We start from the raw sequence: 26,454 nt of genomic DNA, 5'->3' as shown, positions 1-26,454 counted from the left end.
TCATGGTTTGAAATTTTTTGTATTTTTTCGACAATTATTTTAAGGTTTCTAACCAAATCAACACTATTACACTAACTATATTAGAATAATGAAGAGATCTAAGATTGTAGGGTTGGGGTATTACGTACCAGAGAAGGTCGTGACCAACGATGACCTTTCAAAAATAATAACTACAAGCGACGAATGGATTACTGAGCGTTCAGGTATTAAAGAAAGAAGATATGCTGACCTTAGTAATGAGAAAAACTATACAATGGCGGCCAAAGCTTCTCAGCAAGCGCTGGAAGTAGCTGGCATGAATGCGGAGGATGTCGACCTGATCGTATACGCAACACTTAGTTCAGACTACGTATTCCCTGGCTCCGGCGTATTGTTGCAAAGAGAACTTGGATTCAGAACAATCCCTGCTCTTGATATCAGAGCACAATGCTCAGGATTTGTTTACGGTCTTTCCATTGCTGATCAGTATATCAAAACAGGCATGTACAAAAATGTACTGGTAGTGGGTTCTGAGATTCACTCATCTGGTTTGGACTTCACTGACCACGGAAGACATATTACGGTACTTTTTGGCGATGGAGCAGGAGCTGCTGTACTGACTGCTACAGAAGAGGAAGGAAAAGGCATCCTATCCACTCACCTACACAGTGAAGGTCTTCATGCTGAAGAGCTTGCTGCAATTGATCCGGGATTCAGCAAGGAACAACGTTACACACCTGAGATGTTTGAGCCAGGAGGAAGTGCATTCCCTGTAATGAACGGTCAGTTGGTATTCAAAAATGCCGTTGTAAGATTTCAGGAAGTGATCCACGAAGCATTGGAGCACAATGGCTACAAGCCAGAAGATATTGACTTGCTTTTCCCTCACCAAGCGAACTTAAGAATTGCTCAATTTGTACAGGCGAAACTTGGTTTGTCAGATGATCAGGTAGTCAATACTATCCAGAAATATGGTAATACCACTGCGGCATCTATTCCGATCAGTATGACGGAAGCATTCCTTGATGGCCGTTTCAAAGACGGAGATCTGGTTTGTTTGGCTGCATTCGGTAGTGGCTTTACATGGGCCAGTGCACTAATCAGATGGTAAATTAACTAGACATAAGACTTGAGGTATGGGCATTGAGAAATTATACTATCTCATGTCTTTCTACTCAAGTCTTATGTTTCAAGTCTTTATATGGGAATTTCAGTAAAAAACCTCACCAAAATATACGGAGCCCAACGGGCTGTTGATAACATCTCTTTTGAAGCCAAAGAAGGTGAGATTCTTGGTTTTCTGGGACCAAATGGTGCCGGAAAGTCTACGACCATGAAGATCGCCACGTGTTATATCCCTCCTACCAGTGGCACAGTGGAAGTAGGTGGATACAATGTCGAAACGGATCCGCTTGAGGTAAAAAAGATTGTTGGCTACTTACCAGAACACAATCCTCTGTATCTGGACATGTATGTGCATGAATACTTGGAGTTTATTGCAGGAATGCATGGACTGAGTGGCAAACAAAAACAATCAAGGGTTGCTGAAATGGTCTCGCTTGTTGGGTTGACAAGAGAACAGCGGAAGAAAATTGGGACACTTTCAAAAGGATACCGCCAACGTATAGGTTTGGCTCAGGCGCTGATACATGACCCAAAGGTATTGATTTTGGATGAGCCTACTACTGGACTGGACCCAAACCAGATCAGTGAAATCAGAGATGTGATCAAAGGTATCAGCCAACAAAAAACGGTCATGCTATCTACCCACATCATGCAGGAAGTACAGGCGCTTTGCGATAGGGTCATAATAATCAACAAAGGTAAGATTGTGACTGATGACAAAACGGCCAACTTACAGCAGCAATCAGATCAATTCAGCATCAGTGTAGAGTTTGCAGGAAAAACAGATCATGCTTTCCTGAAACAAATAGAAGGGGTTAACAGCGTTGATGAAATCGGTACAAACAAATACCTTGTTTTTGCATCAAAAGACCTACGAGCTGAAATCTTCCATGCAGCTGTCAATGCCAATACCATCATCATTGGACTCTCTCAGGAGAGTATTTCTCTTGAAAGTGCTTTCCAAAAACTCACGCAATCAAAATAAGACTTTATCGGTATTGATAATAACTCAGCCAACCTCAAGAAAAGGTTGGCTTTTTCATGTAACTTACATTCAACCAGAGTGGTTAGCACAAAAAAAGAACTGATTCACGAAGCGCAAATCAGTTCTCCACCTTAACAATTAAACCAAATAATCCTTAAATATCCTGCTTATATATCTTCAATGATTTGATGATCTAAGCTAATAATCGAAATATAAGAAGGTAGAATACGCAAAACTCAGAACTTCGGGCAACTTCCTGAATTTTTCGGTTAACCCTTCCATTTCTTCGATTAACAAATATTTACAAAAGTCTATTTTCTCTCCAACATATTATTCTGTCATTTGTTAATCATCATAGCTAGCATATAATCATTCTGAGAATTATCTTTATTATTTAGAATAGTTTTAATTATCACTCATATGCTAGAAATCTTGCAGATTTTTATATAACTAGCGTGAGAATTGGGCAAAGCACCCATATTTGGGCAAGCAAATATCCAAAACACAACAGTTTTTATCAGACATAAGAACGAATGTAAGGATGTGCACAACTCCTCCTAACTATCTGTGCAAAAGACAAGTGAGGACATGAGCCTGCAAACTCCTTAAACTATCTATAAATTTTAAACAACACTCAACTATGGCTTTTGATATCGATATGATCAAAGCTGTCTATGCCAACATGGCAGAAAAGGTAGAGGCAGCTAGAAAAGTAGTAGGTAAGCCTCTTACCCTGACAGAAAAGATTCTATACTCTCATCTTTATGACGGCAAGGCAACAGAGGCATATAATAGAGGCGCTTCATATGTAAACTTTGCTCCAGACCGTGTTGCAATGCAGGACGCTACTGCTCAGATGGCGTTGTTGCAGTTTATGCAAGCTGGTAAAAGCAAGGCCGCTGTTCCTTCAACAGTACACGCTGACCACCTTATTCAAGCAAAAGTTGGTGCAGACAAAGACCTTCATACTGCTGAAGTAACAAACAAAGAAGTTTATGACTTCCTTGCTTCTGTTTCCAACAAGTACGGCATTGGCTTCTGGAAGCCAGGTGCAGGTATCATCCACCAAGTAGTACTGGAGAACTATGCATTCCCAGGTGGTATGATGATCGGTACTGACTCACACACTGTAAACGCAGGTGGTTTGGGTATGGTAGCTGTTGGTGTTGGTGGCGCTGATGCTGTTGACGTAATGGCAGGTATGGCTTGGGAGCTTAAATTCCCTAAACTGATCGGTGTTAAACTGACTGGTAAACTGAACGGCTGGACTTCTGCAAAAGACGTAATCCTGAAAGTAGCAGGTATCCTGACTGTAAAAGGTGGTACAGGTTGCATCGTTGAGTACTTCGGTGAAGGTGCTGAATCAATGTCATGTACTGGTAAAGGTACAATCTGTAACATGGGTGCTGAGATTGGTGCGACGACTTCAACATTCGGTTACGATGAGTCAATGGAGCGTTACCTGAGAGCTACTAACAGAGATGACGTAGCGGATGCTGCTAATGCTGTTAAAGAACACCTGACTGCTGACGCTGAGGTTTATGCAAACCCTGAGCAGTACTTTGACCAAGTGATCGAAATCAACTTGGATACTTTGGAGCCACACCTGAACGGTCCATTCACGCCGGACAGAGCGACTCCTATCTCAGAAATGAAGAAAATTGCTGAAGAGAACGGCTGGCCTACAAAAGTTGAGGTAGGTTTGATCGGTTCTTGTACAAACTCTTCATACGAGGATATCTCAAGAGCAGCTTCACTAGCTGAGCAAGCTGTTGAGAAAAAACTGAAAACTAAAGCACAGTTCACGATCACTCCGGGTTCTGAGCAAGTAAGATATACAATCGAGCGTGACGGCTTTATCGATACATTCGACAAGATCGGTGCTAGCGTATTTGCTAACGCATGTGGTCCTTGTATCGGTCAGTGGGCTCGTGAAGGTGCTGACAAGCAAGAGAAGAACACAATCGTTCACTCTTTCAACCGTAACTTCTCGAAGCGTGCGGATGGCAACCCTAACACTCATGCATTCGTGGCATCTCCTGAGTTGGTAACAGCTTTGGCTATTGCTGGTGACCTGACTTTCAACCCGCTTACTGACAAGCTGGTTAACGAAAACGGTGAGGAAGTAATGCTGGACGCTCCTACTGGTGACGAACTGCCAACAAAAGGCTTCGCAGTAGAGGACGCTGGCTACCAAGCTCCTGCTGAGGATGGTTCAGGTGTAGAGGTAATCGTAGCGCCTACTTCAGACCGTCTGCAACTGCTGGATCCATTCAAGCCTTGGGAAGGTACTAACCTGACTGGCATGAACCTGCTGATCAAAGCAAAAGGTAAGTGTACTACTGACCACATCTCAATGGCAGGTCCATGGTTGCGTTTCAGAGGTCACTTGGATAACATCTCTAACAACTGTCTGATTGGTGCTATCAACGCATCTAACGACATGGCTAATAATGTGAAGAACCAACTGACTGGTGAGTACGGTGAAGTTCCTGCTACAGCAAGAGCTTACAAGGCTGCTGGTATCGGTTCTGTAGTAATCGGTGACGAAAACTACGGTGAAGGTTCATCACGTGAGCACGCTGCAATGGAGCCACGTCACTTGGGCGTTAGAGCGGTAGTAGTGAAGTCATTCGCTCGTATCCACGAAACAAACCTGAAGAAGCAAGGTATGTTGGGTCTGACATTTGACAACCCTGCTGACTACGACAAAGTACAGGAAAATGATAAGATCGATATCATCGGACTGACTGAGTTCGCTCCAGGTAAGCCATTGACAATGGTATTGAACCACGCTGACGGATCTAAAGATGAGGTTACTGTAAACCACACTTACAACGAGCAGCAAATCGAGTGGTTCAAGGCTGGTTCAGCATTGAACTTGATCAAGAAGCAAAACCAGTAATTCACAACTGGCATAACGCTTAATCATATACAAACTCCCCTACTGTCAAAAGTTGGGGAGTTTTTTTATGCAAACCCTACATTGCTACTTTATACAAACAAAAAAGTGCTTTTCTCCCTCAATTTATGGGTAGCTTTTTTCTATCCATATCCACTATACAACCATGAAAAGCATTCTTGAAAAATTAATCGGTTCAAACTTCTTGTTGGAAGTAACTGCCCATCGTGATTCTCCAACCTCTTTTACTGAAAGTAAACAATTCACCTTTTCCCGACTTGAAAAGAAAAAAGCAGAAGCTTTTTATAAGAGCCTTTTGGATAACTACAAGGTTAATCCCGAAAAACAAAAAGTAGAGATTCGACTAAGACAGGGAGATAAAATCCTAAAAGAAATCACCTTTAACTAAACACAAAAATCCCTCTTCAATTCTAATATGAAATTGAAGAGGGATTTTATTTTCAGGTAAAATAAGAGGACTACAGTCTGAAGCTAAGTCCAATTGAGGATGCTCCAGTACTCAGGTCTAGGAATCCCCCCAATCTGTTCGTAAAATGATATCTACCACCCACGTTCAGAGCAAGAAACAACCCTCCACTCTCATAGTGATCTGAGTGATTGTTTACAACAGGAATCAACCCTAATGTACCACCTGCATACAGGTCAAACTTACCATTCAGGTTCACAAAATCATCAAAGTAGAAACGACCTTTAGCACCCAATGATAACCAGTTAGCACCAAAGCCAAAGCCAATAGCAGGGCCTATTGTTACATCCTTTGTAATTCCGAATTCATAATCAGCAAACAATGGAATATCACCGTAGTATCCAACTCCCAGACCAACGTTCAGAAAACCCGCACCAGGTGATCCACCACCTTTTATATCTTTATCACCAGCAAATACAGATGTAGTACTGAAAAGTACCATCATACCCATCAGAACGCTAAATAGAAATGTTTTTTTCATTACAAAAAGTTTTAGTGTCATCAATTTTAATGTACACTGCCCAACCACCACAACCAGACCTCATGACATATGGTTGCTTCTTTAAGATTAAGCAGCTATACCTTCTCTTTAGCAAAAAACATGCAGTCCAAAGCTAATTGGAAAGATTGTACTATTTAGTTAACATATTTAAAGAAATCATGAATCTTCTAAGAGACTAAAAAGCTTCTTGGGCTTGAATAGAAATATGACGTATTTAATAAAAACTATAAGCTGTATGTAACGTTCACAGCTATTTATTCGTCTAAATGAAAACTAGTCGTCAAATTAATTCAAAACATAAAACTTTATTACGATGAGCAATTCCTCCAATGACAACATGAATGATATGTTTCGTGACTTTGTTCGAGACATGATTCAAGAAGGTCTCGGTCAAATGAAAGATGGTCGATTCAACAAGGCTACTTTTGAAAATGCATTTGAACGCTTTCAGCATATGGCCGAAGATGTTCAAAAACAGGCTGAAAGTACCAAAAAGAAAGCCGAAGAAACTGTTGATATAGAGATCGAAGAGCTTATAGGCAAGAAAAACCGTTCAGGAGACGATCCAAAAAAAGTAAAAGTCGAGATCAAGACCGGAAAGCATAAACACCACAATGGTGAAAACAGTGATTACAGTGAAGTCACTTACCTAAAAGAGCAAGTAGAAATGCTCAAGCAACAACTCAAAGACAAGGATGATATCATCCAATTATTGAAAGAACAGGTTGATATTCTCAAAAGATAAATCACCTTTCTTCCCGTTTAAGAAGGAGTCGCAAAATCGGCTCCTTTTTTTGTTCGTAATAGCACAATTTGTAGTTTCCCAACCTTATTTGAACTATTACTAACCAATAAAGATATCATGAAATACTTTCAGGATTACATGCACGGAAATGTTTGTTTCGGATGTGGTAACAGCAACCCTGACGGACTTCAAATTAAAAGCTACTGGGAAGGTGAACAAGCCATTTGTATTTGGCAGCCTGAAGAGAAATATCACGGATGGGCAAACCTCTTGGCAGGAGGCATTCTCGCTACGCTAATTGACTGTCATTGTATGGGAACCGCTATGGCAGATGCCTACCGCCGCGAAGACAGGGCGCTAGATTCAGCCCCGTATTACCGCTATGCAACGGGAACCATGACTATCAAATACTTGCAACCTACTTATGTAGATAAGCCTGTAAAGTTGGTAGCTACTGTAACGGAAGTCAAAAACCGTAAGACTGTCGTAAAGTGTGAAGCATGGTCCGGTGATGTCAAATCTGCTGAGGCAGAGGTGATCGGTATCAGGGTTTTTGACAGCAGTGACACTGCAAACCAGAATAGTGCTTTTATAGAGTAGGAAATACGGGGTATAAGAAAGTATTACCTCAGAAAAATTATATTAAATTGCGCCTGTATTACCCTGAGGTTGCCTTAGTTTCAGCTAAGGTAACTTCTTACCCTTTACGCATGCTTGCAAGCATCATTTAACATCTACTAAAATGGAAATTGTCAACCAGAATATAGAGCAATATATCGACGATCACGCAACAGCAGAAGATCAGGTACTTCAAAAGCTTGACAGGGAAACACACCTGAAAGTTGCTTTGCCAGACATGATTTCAGGCCATGTACAAGGATTACTGCTGACTGCCATCACCAACATGATGAAACCCAAGAGAATTCTTGAAATCGGAACATTTACTGGCTACTCTGGTATATGCCTTGCCAAAGGGTTAGCTCCTGATGGAAAACTGGTTTCATTAGAAAAGGATGATGAACTTGAGGAGATTATTGACAAGTATTTTACAGATGCTGGGCTGCGTGACAAGCTTGAATTGCACTTTGGCAATGCGGTGGAAATTATCCCAACCCTAACTGAAAAGTTTGACCTCGTGTTTATTGATGCTGACAAAAAGAACTACTGCAAATACTTTGACTTAGTCATTGATATGGTAAACCCTGGTGGATTTATTATTGCAGACAATGTTTTATGGAAAGGGAAAGTTGCGAATGAAAAAGCTCAAGACAAAGATACCCAATCCATTAGGGACTATAACCGCAAAGTACAAGATGACCCAAGAGTAACAAATTTTATACTTCCAGTCCGAGATGGACTCATGATTGCACAAAAATTGCAATAGTAAACCTGAGAATTGATATTCTTCGTTATTAGAAAGTAACTTCTTTTATAAATTCTTTTAATTTTAAAAGAGAATTGGTTACTCATTCGTTATAAATGAGGGAGACGATTTTTTATTAACAACACGTTCATTCGCTCTGCAACTTTGAATGATCATTGACTAAAAACCATTTCCAGAGAAATGAGAAAAACATTAACAATACTGCTTTGTGCTGGAGCCCTGTCTGCCTATGCTGATACGGTAAGCAGCATTTATCACCCCAACGTAACGAACACTTACGTATTTGGTGGTTTGCCTGAAAACCAGTTACCAGATAACCCATATCCCATAATATCAGATATTGAAGTTAAAACGGTCAATGGAGAAGAAATTACTTTGGCTAATGCCAATGGCATTCCTGCTTTCATTGCTGGTGACCGCCAGACACTTCTAAATATTGCTGCTGCCCTGAATATCAGCATGAAGAAAATCATCAGCTACAATGACATGAATGTGTTTGATGAGCTGAAATCAGGACAGGTATATTACCTAAAATCAAAAAGCAGCAAAGGTCCTATTGAAGAACATATTGTGGTCGACGAGGCTTCTTTGTGGGAAGTATCGCAGCGCTACGGCATCAAGTTGAAGAAGCTTGCCAAGTTCAACAGAATGGAAACCGATGAACCATTACAACTAGGTAGAGTTCTCTTCCTTCAAAAGAAAAGGAAGAAAAGTGTTCCTATTGAGATTCGAGAGGTAGAACTTCCTGAAGCACCTGAGAAAAAACAGCTAAGTAACAAGCCTGCCAACAAGCAGGAAGATACTACAGATGTTATAAGCATCACATCAAACCGTGATACTAAACAATTCAACCCCAATGCTTCAAACCATACCGTAAGAGATGGTGAAAGCATCTTTATGATATCCCGTATGTACAATGTCACTATTCTTGACCTAAAGGCATGGAACGACATTGGGGATGACCTGAAACTAAAACCGGGGCAAGTACTGAAAGTAAAAGGGGACTCTTCTCTTACAACTGTAACTGAAGACCCAAAAGGAAATGCTGTACTGATTGACAGCAATGTAGCTAAACAAACTACATCGAAGCCGAACAACAACTTTCAGGTAGTTGAAAAAACGCCTAAAACTAACGATTCAGCTGTTGCCAATGGTGATCGCTATGTGGTTCAAGATACTGACCAAAATATCGTGACAATTGCTTCCAAGTTCAATGTAAGCTACAAAGATATTAAGGAGTGGAATAACCTCAACAGCTTAACTGTTAAGCCAGGACAAGTACTGATCATCAAGCAACCGAACAATGGTTCTACAGCTTCAAATGATATGTACAATCAGCCAGCGGTACAACGCCCTGCCGAAACTCAGGATAATAACCAATCAGTAACAACTACACCTGCTACTCAACCGGCTGACACGGCTCCATCTGAAAACTTGGCAGCCAACAAGCATATGGTTCAAAGAGGTGAAACACTTTACAGAATTTCCAAGCAATACAATGTAAGTGTAGATGATTTGCTGAAATGGAACAATATGTCTTCGGCAGCTGAGCTTAAATCAGGATTCCCGCTATACATCGCAGCTCCTGAAAACAGCACAGCCAATACTACAACCACTGCATCTGCTGCTGAGACTACTGTTGCTGGTCAGGCTTTTACTTATACAGTAAAGAAAGGGGAGGACATCTATCAGATAGGTTACGCCAACAGCATTACACCTGCTGAAATCAGAAGACTCAATAACCTGCCTGCGACTGCTCACCTTCAGGAGGGACAGCAGATCAAGCTAATTAAGTCATCGAGCAACACTGGTTCTGATGCAACTGCAAGTAACAACACTTCTCAGTTCACGCAGCCTGCTAAAGAAGAGGTTAAAAATAGACCTGCTGAAACCAGTAAACCTGATTACAGCAAACCGGCAACTTCAAATCCTGTTACGACTCCTACTGTAAAGCCTGCAACCTCTACGGTTACACCTAATACTCACTTGGTGATAAAAGGAGAAACACTGTACGCCATTTCCCGACAATATAATATTCCGGTAAGTGACCTACAGACGTGGAATGGCTTGACAGAAGATGGCAATATCAATGCTGGTCAGACACTAAAATTGAGAGATCCTTCAACTCCAAATAAAGTTGCTCGATACCATGTCATCAGCAAAGGTGAAACACTATACAGCATTTCACGCCGATACAAAGTCAGCATCAAAGAATTGAAGAAACTCAACAAACTGGCTGATGTGGACAACATTCCATCAGGCACTCGATTAAGAGTTCAGTAATCATTCAAATAAAAAGGAGTAACAGTTAATGTTACTCCTTTTCTATTCCTGCAATACTTTCACTCACCAATTTGTAAATTTCCTGATAACGCGCTTTCCCATCCAACTCTTCAAGGTGCTTCCCTATCGTTTTACTGTCTCCACGAATTGCCGGTCCTGTCTGTGATTTATCAGGCCCAATTGCAAAAGCCTTGTCTACGGTTTCTCTGACCAACGGTTCTAGCATTTCAAAGTGCATCCCATTGCTTTCCATTACTTCCTGAGCAATGGTCATCATATGGTTGGTAAAGTTGCAAGCAAACACCGCAGCTACATGCAACTTTCTACGTTCCTCTGAATTCAAGTGATATACTTTTTTACTCAGCTTGTAAGCCATTTCTGCCAGCATATCCAAAATGCGCTCACTCTTTGAATCAATGCAGATTGATATTTTACTGAAATCAACTTTCTTTCCTTTTGAAAAAGTTTGAAGCGGATAAAAAACCCCAACATAAAGCCCTGCATTTGCCAAAGCTTCCAAAGGAACAGCCCCTGAAGTGTGTACCACAATTGCACCTGAAGAAGGTAAAGTCATTTCTTCAGCTACTTGCTGCACTACATTATCTGAAACCATCAGAATAAAAAGCTCAGACTTACTCTCTGAAAAATCCAGACTGTCAGTCGGCACGGCATCATAAAGCCTCTCGGCAAGTGCCTTAGCATTTGAATAGTTTCTGCTATACACTACATCTACAACCAATCCTGCATCTTCCAAAGCAGCTCCCAAGTGCCATGCAACATTGCCGGCTCCTACTAAGGTTACGTTTTGTATCATAGTTTCACCAAATAAAGAGAGGTCATCCGGTTTTGTAACCAGCCTGACCTCTTTCTTTTATATTAAATTCTATTGTTCACTAAAGTTGGTATTTCTGTCCTTTTTCAGGAATTTCCACCTGATTGTATCCTTCTTTATTCAATGTAGATTTAAAATCTTCCATTGAGCTCCCCTCTCCATGCACAAGGAATATTTTCTTGGTCTGTACCTTGTCCTGTTGCCTTACAAACTTCAGCAAGTCATGAATATCTCCATGTCCACTAAATGAGTCTGTTTGCTCTATATTTGCCTTAATTGGGTATTCTCTTGTACCGATTCGGATATTCCCGTTACTGTTCAGTAACCTGTTACCCAATGTTCCTTCAGCTGAATACCCCACCATCAGAATCGTACAGTAAGAGTTTTCCATATTTGCACGGATGTGGTGTTGAATACGCCCTCCTTCCATCATACCTGAAGAAGAGATAATGATACAAGGCTCATGGTAATTGTCAATTGCCTGACTGTCTTTCATCGCTTCTACATACTGTACAGTATCAAAGCGGAAGAGGCTACCATGCTCCCTCTTGAAGTCATTTGCTTCTTCATTCAGGAAACCTGTATACTTTTCATAGACCACATTACTGCGCTGTGCCAATGGGCTATCCGCAAAAATCTTGATTGGAGGCAACTTATTTTCGGCATACAGCTTATGTAGCGTATAAATGATTGCCTGCGTCCTACCAATACTAAATGCAGGAATGATCAGGCGACCAGGTTTGTCTATACAAGTACGTCGAATTACATCTTCAACGGCTTCTGTCGCATCCTGAATCGATTGGTGCTCTCTATTACCATATGTCGTTTCACAAATCAAGTAGTCCACCTGAGGAACAGTGTGCGGATCTTGCAATAATGGATAGTTACTACGTCCAATATCACCAGAGAACATAATGGATTTAGTCTCTCCATTTTCTTCCACTTCCAATAGAATGTTAGCAGCTCCTAGCAAGTGCCCTGTTGGGATAAAAGTGACATGCACCCCATGCTTGACATTGAAACGCCTGTGAAACTGAATCGGCACAAAACGGTCAACAGCCTTATAGACATCCTTCTCCACATAAAGGTCTCTTGGGTCAAAATTGAAGTCTTCAGGTGCCATTCCCTTTGAAAGCTTTCTGTGATAGGCTTTCAGCTTCTTCTGATTGATGGATGCAGAGTCCAGTAACAACAGCTCCGTCAGTGCCATTGTAGGAGAAGTACAAAGCACTTGTCCCTCAAAACCTTCTCTGTACAGGTTTGGAATCTTACCCGAGTGGTCAAGGTGCGCATGGGTAAGCAATACAAGGTTTACTAAGCTTGCGTCAAAAGGAAAGTTGGACCCAGGATACAGCGGCATAGTTTCGGAAAGGTTTCCCATATCTATACCACAGTCGATCAAAATACGGTATTCATCTTCCAATGTCAGCAGAAACATACTGCCAGTTACTTGCTGCGCTGCGCCCCAAAAAGTCAGTTCCATGTGTATTATATACTTCTATCTGTAAAAGTCCCTAATGCCGTAATGCGCATAAAAATAAGTTCAAAAATCCGCATTACCAATCTAAATAGCATTCAGGTCAGTGTTTCGAAACTTTAACCCATAAGGCGGGTTAAAAGTTTAATTGAACCAACAAACCCTTCTAAAGTCCTATTTTAGGATGAATCTTTTGTGAACAAATTTAAAGAATACACACATTATCAGTCTCCTTTTTTAACTTATTTATACAAACTTACTCCTATCAGATATCACGAACACCCAACCACTACGCTATGAAACATTTGAGTATTCTATGCATTTTGCTCATGCTTATTTTATTCTATTTGAAAGCCGAAACGCCAAAACATACAAAAAACACTACGACCATCAATCCAGAATTAGTTCAAAAACACTTCCCTCTTCCATTACCATAATACATAAAAAAAAGGCTGAAACCGTCTCCCACAGTTTCAGCCTTTTTTAATTATGCTGCTTTCAATATTTTTTTCCTTTTCCTCAAATCCTTCAGCAGTGAGAATGTATAGACACCCAAGCCTGACCAAATCAAGGCGAAGCTTACCAAATGCTCTTCATTAAAGGTTTCCTTAAACATGAATATGCCTAACAGCAGCATCATAGTAGGAGCTATATACTGCAAAAAGCCTACACTTGATAAAGGAATGTGCTTGGCTCCTTCCGAAAACATGTACAGTGGAACAGTAGTGGCAATTCCAGAAAACAGCAACAGCAAATCTACCTGCCATGTTACTTCCATTACATGTCCTTGACCTGTTCCCTCCAGATAACCTATATATCCCATTGCTATTGGCGCTACCATCAGCGTTTCCACCATAAGGCTGTCCATAGTATTGAATGCGTATTTTTTCTTGAACAGTCCGTAAAAGCCAAAAGAAAAAGCCAACACCAATGCGATCCAAGGAATGGTTCCGTAACGTACCGTTAGGTAAAGTACACCTATACCTGCTAGTACCAAGGCTATAAGTTTAAGCTTGGATAAACGCTCCTTAAAGAAAAAGACCCCCAGAAAAACACTTACCAGCGGGTTGATGTAATAGCCTAAGCTGGCATCAACTGTATGACCTGAATTTACTGCCAATATATAAGAACCCCAGTTGACCGATATCAAAAGGGATGAAACATAAAGTGCTCTCCTTGTTTGTTTATTCTTCAGGTAACCAAAAATATCTTTCCCTTTCATCACCAGATTTAACACCAGTAAGAATATAAAAGACCACATTACTCTATGAGCAAGGATTTCCAAGGATGGTATTTGATCCATTACCTTCCAATATACAGGCAATACTCCCCACATCAGGTAAGCCCCTAATACCAGTAAATATCCTTTTGAACTTTGAGCGGTATCATTCATTGTTAGCGTATTAAGCGTGAATTATCTAATGACCCCGCGAAAATAAAGATTATGAAGATCACTTTATGTCATGATATAGATTCTTTTTCTGTAGAAATGTTTTTCACTAAAAAAGGAAAGCCTTGACTTTCCCTTTTGTAATTGATTATCTCTCCCGAATTGTTACCCTTTTCCAGGTACTCACCTTTTCACCTCTGAATCTTCCAACTCTACATTCGCCCATTTCCATGCTTTAGCAAAGTCTGCTTTTACATCCGCAGCCTCATCCACTTTATCCTGATTAGCCAAAGCAGTAATCAGCCCTGACATAGCCCAGCCATTTTTGGGGTAGATTTTCAAATCTTCCTGATACACATCCTCTGCTTCCCTATATTTCTGTGCTTTTAACAATACAGGCCCCAAATGATGCCTTACTGAAAAGAACCAGTCTGGTGGCTCATTGTAATTCAACTGATCTTCTATCTCTACAGCGTCCCTCAGCATTTTCTCTGCCAATACATAGTTTTCCTGATCGGCAGCAATAGTTCCTTCCAGTACTTTTGATGCTATTGTCACAAGGTCCCTGATCTGATTCAAATCCCAAATAGTCATCTCATCAATGATTGGATCCTTTGCAAGTTGTCTAAGGATTTTCATTTCCCTTACCGCCTCTGTAGTCTGTCCTTTAGCAGTAAAAGCCATTCCTCTTGCATAGTGCCATATAATGGAAGGATAAACCAAGTCTTCCGCTTCATTTTTTGACTGAATAATTTTATCCCACATTCCAAACTTCACCATCACAAATAGGGGAATGGAATAATAATGCTGTAAAGTTCCCCACTCTGGCTTTCTCATCAGCGCTGTATCCGTCAAAGCTCTCACATTAAAAGCTGCTTCTATTGCCCTTTTCTCATTTCCTTCCAAAGTAGCACAAGCTGCCAAAAAATGAGCATTGTGAGGATAATATGCCAATGGATAAACCCCTTGTGCATGACAGGATGCCACATATTGACTATCAACTTCTACCGCCTGAATATTTGCCTCTGAACCTTGATGATACCTACCTGTCCGGATATAAATATGGGATGGCATATGTACCAAATGACCAGCACCCGGTACCAGTGTACGCAAAAGGTCAGCTGCTTGAATAGCTTTATCAGGGTCATGAGAAGCTTCTATCGCATGAATATATAGATGGTTTGCGCCAGCATTTCTTGGGTAATCATCCATGATGTTTTCCAAAATTTCCAAAATTTCATTCGTCCAAGGTTGAGGTGTACCATCCTTGCTCCACATATCCCAAGGGTGTAAATCCATCAATGACTCTGCACGTAAGGTTCCTACATAAGGATTATCAGAATGAGCAATATGAACCTCACGGAGTGCGTTTGCATAAGCCTTGTCAAGTGGAGAGCGATCTTCTAGTTTCTCTGGGCTGTAGCGTTGTTCCATAGCCATAATCAGGTCCTTTTCAAGATCTGTACAATTACCTGAAAGCTTTTTAGCCTGCTGGATAGCGGTGTATGCTCGCTCCAGATTATCATCTTCCATTCCGGCATTGTAATTTGGTCCCAAAACATAAGCCAGTCCCCAATACCCCATGGCACAAGAGGGATCTATTTTGGTTACTTCATGAAATGAACGGGCAGCCTCTGCATGGTTGAACCCATAGGCAAGCATCATACCTTGGTTAAAGTACTTTTGTGCCTTTTTATCATCAGTGGTAATAATAAAGTTTACGCCTTCCAACCCATCAAAAATTGGAGCTGTATTGATATCGTCAAGAAATGTAACAGCCAATGGTTTCCCTGCACAAAGTTTTCCTTGCACCACAACATCTGTCTTTTCGGGTGTATTTTTACAACTCCAACAGATCAACAATAAAGAGAGATAGTAAAGCAGCAGTTTTTTCATTTTCAGTTGGATCTTGGTTCTACCCCTGTAATCCCCCAACAAAAGAAATAGTTCCTAGTTTTTCAGGTCGTTTCCTTACTTGAAAAAAGTTCAATGCTAGACTCTCACCACAACAAAAAAAGTCCTCCTTTACCAACATTGGGCAAAGAAGGACTTTCTCGTTTATAAATCTATAGAAGTCAAGGTTAATGACTGGCTGTCTGCAACATTTCTGACCCTGAAAAATAATCTCCCAAACTACTCATTATCAAAACCCGCTCTTGCTCTTTCAACTCACTCTTAATGTCTATCGCTAATAGTTTCTTATTCTTTTCATCTATTGCGAATGTGTAGTCTACTGGAATTGACAACCTCTCTCCTTTCCCATTCTGTCCTCGCACCAACATGATTCCAGTATAAGCGGTCCAATTCTGATCTTCTTTCATATAGCTATTCTCACCACCTTTGATAATGGTATTCTCACGCTCTAAGAAAAACGTATCATGCTCAAGACTCTCCCAACCGTCAAAATCATATTCGTCTGCACATTTAAACAACCTGGAAGCATACCCTCCTATTCTGTTACTAATCTCTTGTGTAATCTTCGTAATATCACTAACTGTCAACCCATAAGCCAACTTGGCGTCATTCATGGTATAATCTTCAAAGATTGAGATTTCATGAATATTCAACTCTCCCTCAAACCAACATTGATTGCTTAAATTCGACACATAGTCCTGATCCAATAAGCCAAATCCTGTAATGGAGTTTTTACTTGTCTGAACCTTCCAATACCCTGAACTGTATATAACGACTGCTACCTGTACCAATTCTGTATTTTCGTCAGTGAATTTATTATTGGATACAAACACACTTTGAGGGTCCTTATTCTCTGATTTTTTTGCTCTTAAGCTAACCGACCCATCACTGTTTAGCCAGAACTTTATTGTACTTGATGGCGAAAGACAGGTTCTGAACTCCATTGGCACTTCCATGTCCGAAAGTTTCTTTCCTTCAGGAAGCGTCAGTGCTATATTGACGATACGTCTGAAGTGGTTTTTCAAACTCCCTTGAACTCTATTAGGGTACTTGAAGTCAGGGAAAACCCATTTGCTATAACCCGTTGAGGGGTAATGAGATAAAGTGAAATATCCGTTATGCTGTGTAAGTGACACGCGGTCATTATGGGAGTCTTTACTCAAAGTCTCTGCTACTTTCTGTCTTTGCTTTTCATTGAACGATGTTATATTGTAGTAATCGTTCTTCGGTGAATTAAAGTCCTCAGGTGCAGGATTTCCCCAAAAGTAAACAGGTACCCTCACAAAGTCCTTTCCGTATTCTCCTTCCAACTTCTCATGCTCATATGGCTCGTAAAGCTCCAACGCTCCGTTTTTTGCCAACTCATCATAATCCTTTTGAGAATCAGTATGCCCTTTTTCTATCGCTTTCTTGTAAAACATCATGGCATGGCTATAATTCCTGTTTATGCCTTTGCCATAACGATAAAGGTCTGCCAGATTTTTATAGCCCCATTTGCTTCCTTCAACTCCCGCTTTTTCAAAATAATATTTAGCCTGATAATAGTCCTGTTCTACACCATTGCCAAACTCGTAAAGATTACCCAATTCATTATAAGCAGATGCATGTCCTTTTTCGGCTGCCTTTTCAAAATATTCCCTAGCTAGTTTGTAATTCTGCTCAACCCCATCACCATCCTTATACAGGATTCCTAAATCATATATACATACTTTGTTTCCAAGCTCAGCACCTTTTTTCCACCATAGAAAAGCCCGCTCATAATCCTGCCCGACACCATTACCTTTATAGTAGTTAAAGCCTATGTTCGTCATGGCACTTGAGTAATTCTGACGAGCAGCACTCAAGTAATATTCATGAGCCATCATATAATCCTGCTTTTCACCACGCCCATTTTCATACATTAGCCCTTGATAATACTGCGCTTCTGCATTTCCTCTTCTTGCGCCTTCCCGAATGGCTTCATAATTCTTGTTGCTGTAATATGATTTATAATCCTGCGCCCATGCTCCATGGGTCAATACCATAAAAAGTAACAGTAATGCTTTAGTCTTTAGCAAATTGAGTGTCATCTTTCTCATTTCAAATTGTTTTATATCAATAGGAGTTATGCATTATGCTATTTATATATCCAGCCTATTGGTAATTCATCATGATAGTGTTAGTTATTTTCGGAGTTCAAGCTAATAATTTCCTGTTTTTGTTCAAATTACATCAAACACAGAAGCCTAAATTGACTTATCATTTTTGTAGTTACTCACTATTGACACTATACAAAAATCCGTGATAATTCTTACTATATTACTATTTCAATTTTCAATGAATTACTAAGTCAAAACTACTTTCTAAATCCAAACATTACATAATATTATACAGAAATACATGATCAATTAAAGGTATGTAAATCAATTGAAATGATATTATTTACACATATTTAATGGTGCATTTCATTTACATATACTGAAGATATTACTGTATATTTGAAGGCGTAATTAAATTGCTGTCTATTTTTTTGATATATTCTTTCTATCCAAAAACGATTCATTGGTTTTGCATAGACGCATGATCACTTAGTTTGGTATTATTAACTGAGCGTTCACAGCTTCTAGCGGAAAATCAATTTATTTTTTAGTTCATCATTCGTTAGCCATCATGCTAAAAATTGGATTATACGAATGGTTTAGCACTGACTTAAGCTCAAAACTTCATAGTATATCTGACTAAAAAGAAGACTCAAAGCTAATTTTTTCAGGCTTCCTAACAAGGAAAAAGAATAGATCAACCCAAGGCTAAAACCTACTACATATGAAAAGCGTCCATTGCATGCTTATTGCAATCATTGTTCTGTTCACTGCTATCCGGGCTGAGGCTCAACCGGGAGACCTCTACCTAACACACTTTAAGCCAGATCATCGGGTTAGTGACAACCAGAACCTTAGTATTGCACAAGACCGTTATGGCACTATGTATTTTGCCAATAGGAAAGGAATTCTTAGGTTCGATGGTCAAAACTGGAATACCATTCCATCTGTCTCTTCTGTACAAGTACTCAAGAAACATCCGGTACAACAGAAAATATATGTTGGACTGCGTGATGGCTTCGGCTACCTCAATACTGATGAATTTGGTGTGGAGGGTTATGTCAGCTTATCTGACAGTTTAGAAACAGAAGAAATCCTGCAAATTGAATTCTTGAACGGCAATGTCTACTTTCTATCTGCCAACTCTTTATTTGTTGTAAATGCCTTTAGTGGTGAGCTTATCCATACCTCCAGTTTTATAGAGGAACAAGCTATTGACTTCCTTTTCCCTATAGACAATCAAATGATTGTTAATACAGAAAACGGGGCATTCTACCAATGGACAGATAGTGGTTTTGTTCACAATGACATTGTGCTTCCTGATTCCAGTCAACTCTACTTTACCCGAAAAAATATGGATGGGAAAGTATTTGTTGGTAACCTTCAGAATAAGCTCTATTCATTTGACGGTAAGTCATTTCAACATATCCCCCTTAAGTCTCAAGAATACCTTGATGAATTTGGTCTAACAGATGCTATTTCCCTTCCTGACCAATCGGTTGCCCTTTCAACTGAAACAGGTGGGATCATGATTGTTGACCCAATTGGAGGGGAAACACTTTACCATATCAACCTCCAGTCAGGCTTGCCTGATAATGAAGTATTGGCCTTTGATAAAGACAAGTCTGGAGATATGTGGATTGCACACGAGCATGGACTCACCAAGGTCAACCTCCACTTACCCTTTGAGGTTTACTCCAATTACTATGGATTGGAAGGACTTCTCCAATGCGTCGGTACTTACTCTGACAACCTATATGTGGGAAGTAGTATGGGACTCTATTACTTAGATGAAATCAGGGATTACGACGAGATTGAAGAGATTGTAAGAGTAAAGCGGGTCAAACGCATAAATGAAGATACTACCGAAAAGGAAGAAGAGGCGAAAGAGGAAAAGAAAAGCTTTTGGGAGTGGCTTTTTGGCAAAAGCGAAAACAACACAGACAAGGAGCAGATACAAGAAGAAACCTGGAGGGAAAAGCGCAACAGAAAAAGGGCTGAACGAAAACAGAAAAGAGAGCTGAAAAAACTGGAAGAGACCCAAAATGGATCAAAGCCAATTGGTTTGCCTCAATCATCTGCCATCAGTCAAAAACTAAGTACCAAAAAGCAGGCACCAAAAAGTAAGGTTTACTATGTCGATGTCAAAAAGAAACGTCTTGAACTTAAATCTGTCACTTACCTATACAAAAAGGTAGAAAACATAAAAGGTAAAGTAAGACAGCTGGTACAAGCCCCTAATAATGAAACCATCGTTGTAACAAGTCACGGTATTTATAGTGTGAATGAAGAAAAGGAAGCCACAAAAATCCTAAAGGATAACACGATGGAAGCTTCCCTCTACAAGAACCTGCTTTTTGCAGTAACAATGGATGGACAGCTCAAACTGCTACGCAAAGAGAAGAAAAAGGAAAAAAAGAAGACAACGACTTACTGGAAAGACATTACCAGTGAGCTCTATGCCAATGCTCCTGCTGACTTTACGGTAAAGCATATACTGGTTGACAAAAAAGCAAACCTATGGTTAAGCAATGACGATGCGATTGCCCGCTACGATATCAATATTTTGGACCTGACCAGTCCAGAAATCACCTTGGATATCAACAATCCATATGGTGATGATATCCAATTGCTGGAATACCAGCAAAAGATCTATATGACGGGACCTAATGGATACTACTATTTTGACCAAGACTCCAGCGCCATTGTAATGGACTCTGTTCTGACAAAACAAGTAGGATTCACAGGCATTGTACAGCATCAGCCTGGCATTTTCTGGAACTTCAATGGACAAGACTGGTCTCCTATTACAGATATCAAGTTTCCAAATTATTCATTCCACCTACTGAAAACGGTTCCAAACATCAGGAAGATCTTTATAGACAATGACAAGTCACTGTGGGTGATTTCACAAAATGATCTACATAAAGTTGAAGATCTCCCTTCCAATGAAATACCTAAAATCTTTGCATTGCACGTATCTGCCGTCAAGAACTCTAACGGTGAGCGGATGTCTTTATATGATCTGGTATTACAACCTGAACACAATTCCATACAGTTTGACATTGCTGCACCAGGAGTATATCATGGGTCTGTAGAATATCAGTACCGATTGAATAAAGGAAAGTGGTCTGACTGGCAAAAAGACAATACCATCAGTTTCAGTATGCTTTCAAGTGGAAAGTACACGCTTGAAATGCAAGCTCGTAATTCGTTTGAGGAGATTATTGGGGAAAAGACCATCTCATTTAAGGTGGGACTTCCATACTGGAAAGAACCATGGTTCTATGCCTGTGAAATTGCTTTCTTCAGCATCCTGCTGTTGCTTTCGTTCAGACTAAGCAGAAGCTATCAGGTAAACAGGGTTATCTCAAGACTGTTAACTTACCTGACACTCATCTTGTGTTTCTCATTTATTGAGACTGTAGCCCAACAGTATATTGCGATGCAACCACATCCTGTCTATGACTTTCTGATAGAGGTATGTCTTGCCATGCTCATTTTCCCTATTGAAAAGCTCATGACCAAGTTTATCCTTACCAAGCAACACCAGAAGGCAGTCACTACATCAGATACGGAACTGAGCCCTGAGATAACACCTGCCAAAACAGCTACTTCTTAACAGGAAGTATGGTAATAAAAAAGCACTTTGGGATAACCCAAAGTGCTTTTTTGATACTGTACTTATAAAAGGAAAGATCAATCTTAAACCCTTACTCCCACTACTGTCACATCATCACGGTGTGGTGTATCTTGCTGATGGTTTTTCAACTCAGATTGCAGTATCTCTTTTTGCTCTTCCATCGATAATACTGTAATATCCTTCAGTGTATTCTCAAATCTTGCAGTGCCAAATCGCTTTCTATTTGGACTAGGAGTATCTACATATCCATCAGTAGTTAGGTATAGTGTATCTCCTTTATCCAATGAGATTCTTTGTGTCGTAAACAGCTTCTCTTTATTACGCTTGAAGCCTCCTACTGATGAATTATCTCCTTTCAGCTTATGTAGCTCTCCTCCATGCCAATAATAAAGAGGTCTCTTCGCTCCTGCAAAGTCTACATTTATTACACCATTTTCCTCTTCACCAAATACACAAACTACTATATCCATAGCACCTTCGTGATTTGAATCACCTGCGGCATTCAGGGCCATATTAATACGGCTATCCATATTGCGCAGGATTTCTGCTGGGTCTAGCTTGCCTAACACATCTACTACTTCTCCCAACATAGAGTAAGCCAGTGTAGACATAAATGCACCTGAAACACCGTGACCAGTACAATCGACTACAGCCAATACTTTGTGTTTATGGCTTAACCAATAGAAGTCACCCGAAACAATATCTTTCGGCTGATAGATTGTAAAGAAGTCTCTAAAGTTGTCTCCCAACCTGTTGCTAAAAGGCAACAGACCTTGCTGTATTACACTTGCAGCTTCAATACTATCTGTAATGATCTTATTTCGCTGCACCAATGTCAGGTTTTTCTCCTCTACGTAATCTCTCTGAGCCTGAATTTCTTCGTTAAGTTGCTTCATCTCCTCTGCTTGTGTCAGTAGCTCCTGCCCTTTCTCAAACAGTTCAGACTTTTGGTGCTCAAGCTGAAGGTTTGTCTTTTTCTTCTGTTTGATATTGATGTAAAGTACAATCACACCAATTACCATAAATAGCAATGCGCCTAAAATAGAGTTACGCAACAGCTTCTGTCTGTCCAACTGGGTTTCTTTAAGCTCCAGTTCCTGACGCTGCAACTCGTTCTCTTTCTCCGCTGATTCCAAACCATACTTGGTCTGCAACTCTTCCACTAGACGACTCTTTTCTTCATTATAAATTGAGTCTTTTAGAGAAAGGTAACGCTCATAGTTCTCAAGCGATTTCTTGTAGTTCTTTGTCTGCTTATAGAAACCGTGCAGCAATTCATACCCTTCCAGCTCATCTGCCAGTGCACCTGCTTTCTTTGCTTTTGAAATCCCTGTCCAGAATGCTTTTTCAGCACCATCCCTCTTTCCTAGTTTCAAAAGGTTTTTGCCTTCGTAATAATGGTTTTCAGTCACACTCTGCTTCAACGAGTCAAAGATTACACGTGCTTCCATTACCAACTTGTAAGCCGTCTTATAGTCTTTTTTGCGGAAATAAATATCAGACAGGTTATGGGTATAAAGCCCTTCTCTATATTTTTCATTATGCTTTTTGGCAAGTTCCAATGCCTCTGTCATATACGACATCGCTTTTGTCAACTCTCCTTTTCTGGTGTAAAGCGTCGCAATATTATTCATTTTGCTCAGCTTATCCTTTTCCCCCTCAGCCATCTCAAGCGCTTTCAGGTAAGCCTCCAACGCCTTATCCTTTTTGTCTTGCGACATATAGATGACACCAATCGCATTGGTAGCATCACCAATACGTTTACGGTCTCCCCTACTCTCTGCTATATGCAAAGATTCCAGAAAGTTCTCAAGTGAATGTCCGTAGATACCCTTATAGTAATAGCAAGCTCCTATACAAAAAAGGGCTTCCTGCATACCTTTTTGATATCCCAGTTGCTCTGCCAACTTCTTTGCCTCGTCTGCATACTTCATCCCCTCCAGAGGGGCAGAACGGTAAACTTGCTTACTCACCTCTACCAAAAGGTCTACCCTGTTGCTGTCCAAACGGTCATGTTGCTCTAACCGTTGTACAAGGCTATCCAATTGGTGGTTTTTCTTTGCTGAGACAAATTGAGCCGAAACAAAAAATAGAATCGAAAAAATTAGTACAGTTCTCATTGGTTTTTATTATTGCTAAAGACGGTCACACACCTTTTTTAGCCAGGTCATGGTCATATAGTAAAAAGTGAATATTGATATATTCATAATATGAAGTGCTAAAAGTACAAAATTTACTTTGTCCTGCAAACATTCAGTCAGCAAATAACATTGTTAAAACATAGTTAACAAAAAACTGAAGCAAGGTGTTAATCTACACTTTATCCAAATTGACCAAAATCAAGATATTTGGCAGTTAAAGTCACCTTACACAAGCTCCTCTCTTCTAGGATTTTTCACTTTAAAATGCTAAATAGTCCTAAAGCAAACACCTCCAATTCAGACGGTGTTAAACATGATTTTTGGGGTTTCAATTCCCCACTCTACGTTCTTTACTTTCCAAATTCCCCACCTCCAAAACTGATAAACTTATGAAAGTCTATGACCAAAAACACATTAAGAACATCGTGCTGTTAGGCAGTAGTAAGTCCGGTAAGACAACATTGGCAGAAACCATGTTGTACGAAGCCGGCGTAATCCACAGGCATGGTTATGTTGAGGAACACAACACTGTTTCTGACTACCATGACATCGAACACGAACGAGAATACTCCATTTATGCAACCTCTATGCATACCGAATGGCGAAACTACAAGATCAACATTATAGACGCTCCAGGAATCAGTGACTTTATTGGAGAAGTGGTTTCATCAGTAAAAGCAGCTGACACATGCCTGATGCTGATCAACGCTTCTACTGGAGTGGAGTCAGGAGACGAAACCGTTTGGGAATACATCGAACAATTCAGTAAGCCTTCCATATTTGTAATCAACCAGATTGATCACCCTAAAGCAGATTTTCAATACTCATTTGGCGACATCCAGGAAAAGTTTGGCAACAATGCCGTTCTCATGCAGTATCCTCTCAACAGTGGAGAAGCATTTGACAGCATTATCGACCTGCTGAAAATGAAGATGTACAAGTTCCCTCCTGAAGGTGGAAAGCCCGAGAAACTCCCGATACCTGACAACGAAATAGAAAGGGCCAACCAACTTCACAACGAACTGGTCGAAAAAGCTGCCGAAAACGATGAGGGGCTTATGGAAAAGTACTTCGATAAAGGTAACCTAAGTGAAGATGAACTAAGAGAAGGGCTAAAAATTGGAATGGTAAACCACGATGTATTTCCTGTTTTTTGTTTATCAGCCAAGAAGAATATGGGAAGCGGCAGGCTCATGGGATTTATAGACAACGTCGCTCCATCTGCCTCTGACCTAAAACCCGAACCACTCACAAACGACAAATCCCTCCCCTACGACACTTCCGGCACTCCAGCAGTCTTCATATTCAAAACCATCAATGAACCCTTCCTAGGAAGGATCTCCTACTTCAAAGTCATCTCAGGAGAAATCACTCCAGATACAGACCTTTACAACAAGCAGACAAATACGCCCGAAAGGCTGCATCAGCTTTATATAATTGATGGCAAAGAGCGTAACTCTATTCAGAAACTGGTTGCTGGAGATATTGGAGCCACTGTCAAACTAAAGAACACACACACCAACCAGACATTGACGCTCAAGGATGAGGACATCATTATCAAACCTATGAGCTTTCCTTCTCCGCAATACATTTGTCATGTCCACGCTGCCTCCAAGGATCAGAACGAAAAGCTAGGTGAAGCACTAAGAGAAATAGCAGAAGAAGACCCTACTGTAAAAGCATCTTACTCCAAGGAACTCAAACAACTGATTCTTTACTGCCAAGGTGAGTTCCACAGAGATATTATTCAGTGGAAACTGGAAAAAATATACCAACTGAATGTCACCTTTGAACCTGCCAAAATTCCATACAGGGAAACCATCACCAAACAAGCTGAAGCTACTTACCGTCACAAAAAACAATCTGGTGGTGCAGGTCAGTTTGGAGAAGTGACCATGAAAATCGAACCTTACTACGATGGCATGCCTGAGCCATCCAAAGAGATGCATGTCAGAGGAAAAGAAGAAGTTGACTTGAAATGGGGAGGAAAACTGCTTTTCTATAATTGTATTGTCGGGGGAGCCATTGATACCCGTTTCCTTTCAGCCATCAAAAAAGGTGTTTTAGAAATCATGGAGGAAGGACCTGTTACCAAATCACATGTTCGGGATGTCTGTGTTATGGTTTTTGATGGTAAAATGCACTCTGTTGACTCCAATGATATTTCTTTCCAGCTAGCTGGTAAACATGCTTTCAAGGAAGCATTTCTCAAAGCCAACCCGCAGATTCTAGAACCTCTTTATGAAATGGAAATAAAGGTTCCGGAAGATCAGCTTGGCGATGTCATGACAGACCTGCAAAGCCGTAGGGCTACTATTACGGGTATAGATGCCAATGGAAACAGGCAGATTATTTCAGCCAAAACACCCTTGAAAGAACTGCATGACTATTCTACCAGACTGAAGTCTCTAACCCAAGGGTTAGGCACCTTCAAATGGAAGTTTAGTGAATACGCTCCTGTTCCTTACAATATGCAGGAAGATATGCTGAAGGAAGCTGCTGCTGAATAAGCTTTCAAATAATGCCAATACAACAAAGCCACCCCAAATCAATATTTGGAGTGGCTTTACTTTTTGGTACAAAGTCA

At 40.4% G+C, this 26,454-nt stretch carries 17 protein-coding genes; 10 read left to right on the top strand and 7 right to left on the bottom strand.

The genetic code is table 11. The features are described 5' to 3' along the window. Positions 1-88 precede the first annotated feature (88 nt). From V6R21_RS09130 to V6R21_RS09115, 4 genes are all read left to right on the top strand, one after another. A complete protein-coding gene (locus V6R21_RS09130; protein WP_334242953.1) occupies positions 89-1,090 on the top strand; it encodes a 3-oxoacyl-ACP synthase III family protein in 1,002 nt (333 codons plus the stop codon). A gap of 90 nt (positions 1,091-1,180) precedes the next feature. Beyond that, positions 1,181-2,089, top strand: a complete 909-nt coding sequence (gene gldA / locus V6R21_RS09125) for a gliding motility-associated ABC transporter ATP-binding subunit GldA (protein ID WP_334242951.1) — start codon at positions 1,181-1,183, stop codon at positions 2,087-2,089. Positions 2,090-2,729: 640 nt separating this feature from the next. Further along, a complete protein-coding gene (locus V6R21_RS09120) occupies positions 2,730-4,994 on the top strand; it encodes an aconitate hydratase (RefSeq protein ID WP_334242949.1) in 2,265 nt (754 codons plus the stop codon). Between the two features lie 163 nt (positions 4,995-5,157). Further along, on the top strand, positions 5,158-5,400 hold the full coding sequence (locus V6R21_RS09115) for a hypothetical protein (protein WP_334242947.1): 243 nt from the start codon (positions 5,158-5,160) through the stop codon (positions 5,398-5,400). Positions 5,401-5,470: 70 nt separating this feature from the next. Here V6R21_RS09115 and V6R21_RS09110 read toward each other — a convergent pair whose 3' ends face one another. Beyond that, on the bottom strand, positions 5,471-5,959 hold the full coding sequence (locus V6R21_RS09110) for a hypothetical protein (protein ID WP_334242945.1): 489 nt from the start codon (positions 5,957-5,959) through the stop codon (positions 5,471-5,473). A gap of 334 nt (positions 5,960-6,293) precedes the next feature. On the opposite strand from V6R21_RS09110, the gene V6R21_RS09105 reads away from it, so the two are divergent. From V6R21_RS09105 to V6R21_RS09090, 4 genes are all read left to right on the top strand, one after another. Further along, a complete protein-coding gene (locus V6R21_RS09105; protein WP_334242943.1) occupies positions 6,294-6,725 on the top strand; it encodes a hypothetical protein in 432 nt (143 codons plus the stop codon). 117 nt (positions 6,726-6,842) lie between these two features. Continuing rightward, positions 6,843-7,325: a PaaI family thioesterase gene (locus V6R21_RS09100; RefSeq protein ID WP_334242940.1), complete on the top strand. Its 483-nt coding sequence runs from the start codon at positions 6,843-6,845 to the stop codon at positions 7,323-7,325. Positions 7,326-7,467: 142 nt separating this feature from the next. Next, positions 7,468-8,109, top strand: coding sequence for an O-methyltransferase (locus V6R21_RS09095; protein ID WP_334242938.1), 642 nt, complete (start codon positions 7,468-7,470; stop codon positions 8,107-8,109). Between the two features lie 180 nt (positions 8,110-8,289). After that, the gene (locus tag V6R21_RS09090; RefSeq protein ID WP_334242936.1) at positions 8,290-10,392 is read left to right on the top strand and encodes a LysM peptidoglycan-binding domain-containing protein; all 2,103 of its coding nucleotides are present in this window, start codon (positions 8,290-8,292) and stop codon (positions 10,390-10,392) included. Between the two features lie 31 nt (positions 10,393-10,423). Here the strand turns inward: V6R21_RS09090 and V6R21_RS09085 are convergent, their stop codons facing one another. From V6R21_RS09085 to V6R21_RS09065, 5 genes are all read right to left on the bottom strand, one after another. Continuing rightward, complete coding sequence (locus tag V6R21_RS09085; protein WP_334242934.1) at positions 10,424-11,206, bottom strand: Rossmann-like and DUF2520 domain-containing protein; 783 nt, start codon at positions 11,204-11,206, stop codon at positions 10,424-10,426. A gap of 79 nt (positions 11,207-11,285) precedes the next feature. After that, positions 11,286-12,707 carry an MBL fold metallo-hydrolase gene (locus tag V6R21_RS09080; RefSeq protein ID WP_334242932.1) on the bottom strand — a complete coding sequence of 474 codons (1,422 nt, stop codon included), beginning with the start codon at positions 12,705-12,707 and terminating at the stop codon, positions 11,286-11,288. Positions 12,708-13,188: 481 nt separating this feature from the next. Further along, the gene (rarD, locus tag V6R21_RS09075; protein ID WP_334242930.1) at positions 13,189-14,094 is read right to left on the bottom strand and encodes an EamA family transporter RarD; all 906 of its coding nucleotides are present in this window, start codon (positions 14,092-14,094) and stop codon (positions 13,189-13,191) included. A 180-nt stretch (positions 14,095-14,274) separates the two neighbouring features. Continuing rightward, positions 14,275-15,987, bottom strand: a complete 1,713-nt coding sequence (locus tag V6R21_RS09070; protein WP_334242927.1) for a tetratricopeptide repeat protein — start codon at positions 15,985-15,987, stop codon at positions 14,275-14,277. Between the two features lie 185 nt (positions 15,988-16,172). Then, positions 16,173-18,083, bottom strand: a complete 1,911-nt coding sequence (locus V6R21_RS09065) for a tetratricopeptide repeat protein (protein ID WP_334242926.1) — start codon at positions 18,081-18,083, stop codon at positions 16,173-16,175. Positions 18,084-18,825: 742 nt separating this feature from the next. On the opposite strand from V6R21_RS09065, the gene V6R21_RS09060 reads away from it, so the two are divergent. After that, the gene (locus V6R21_RS09060) at positions 18,826-21,705 is read left to right on the top strand and encodes a triple tyrosine motif-containing protein (protein WP_334242924.1); all 2,880 of its coding nucleotides are present in this window, start codon (positions 18,826-18,828) and stop codon (positions 21,703-21,705) included. An 83-nt stretch (positions 21,706-21,788) separates the two neighbouring features. Here V6R21_RS09060 and V6R21_RS09055 read toward each other — a convergent pair whose 3' ends face one another. Next, on the bottom strand, positions 21,789-23,846 hold the full coding sequence (locus tag V6R21_RS09055) for a SpoIIE family protein phosphatase (protein WP_334242922.1): 2,058 nt from the start codon (positions 23,844-23,846) through the stop codon (positions 21,789-21,791). Positions 23,847-24,256: 410 nt separating this feature from the next. On the opposite strand from V6R21_RS09055, the gene V6R21_RS09050 reads away from it, so the two are divergent. Then, positions 24,257-26,377, top strand: a complete 2,121-nt coding sequence (locus tag V6R21_RS09050) for an elongation factor G (protein WP_334242920.1) — start codon at positions 24,257-24,259, stop codon at positions 26,375-26,377. Positions 26,378-26,454: the final 77 nt, after the last annotated feature.

The sequence above is a fragment of the Limibacter armeniacum genome (genome assembly GCF_036880985.1).
GTDB classification, from domain to species: Bacteria; Bacteroidota; Bacteroidia; order Cytophagales; family Flammeovirgaceae; genus Limibacter; species Limibacter armeniacum.
This window is presented reverse-complemented; position numbering and strand designations above follow the sequence as displayed.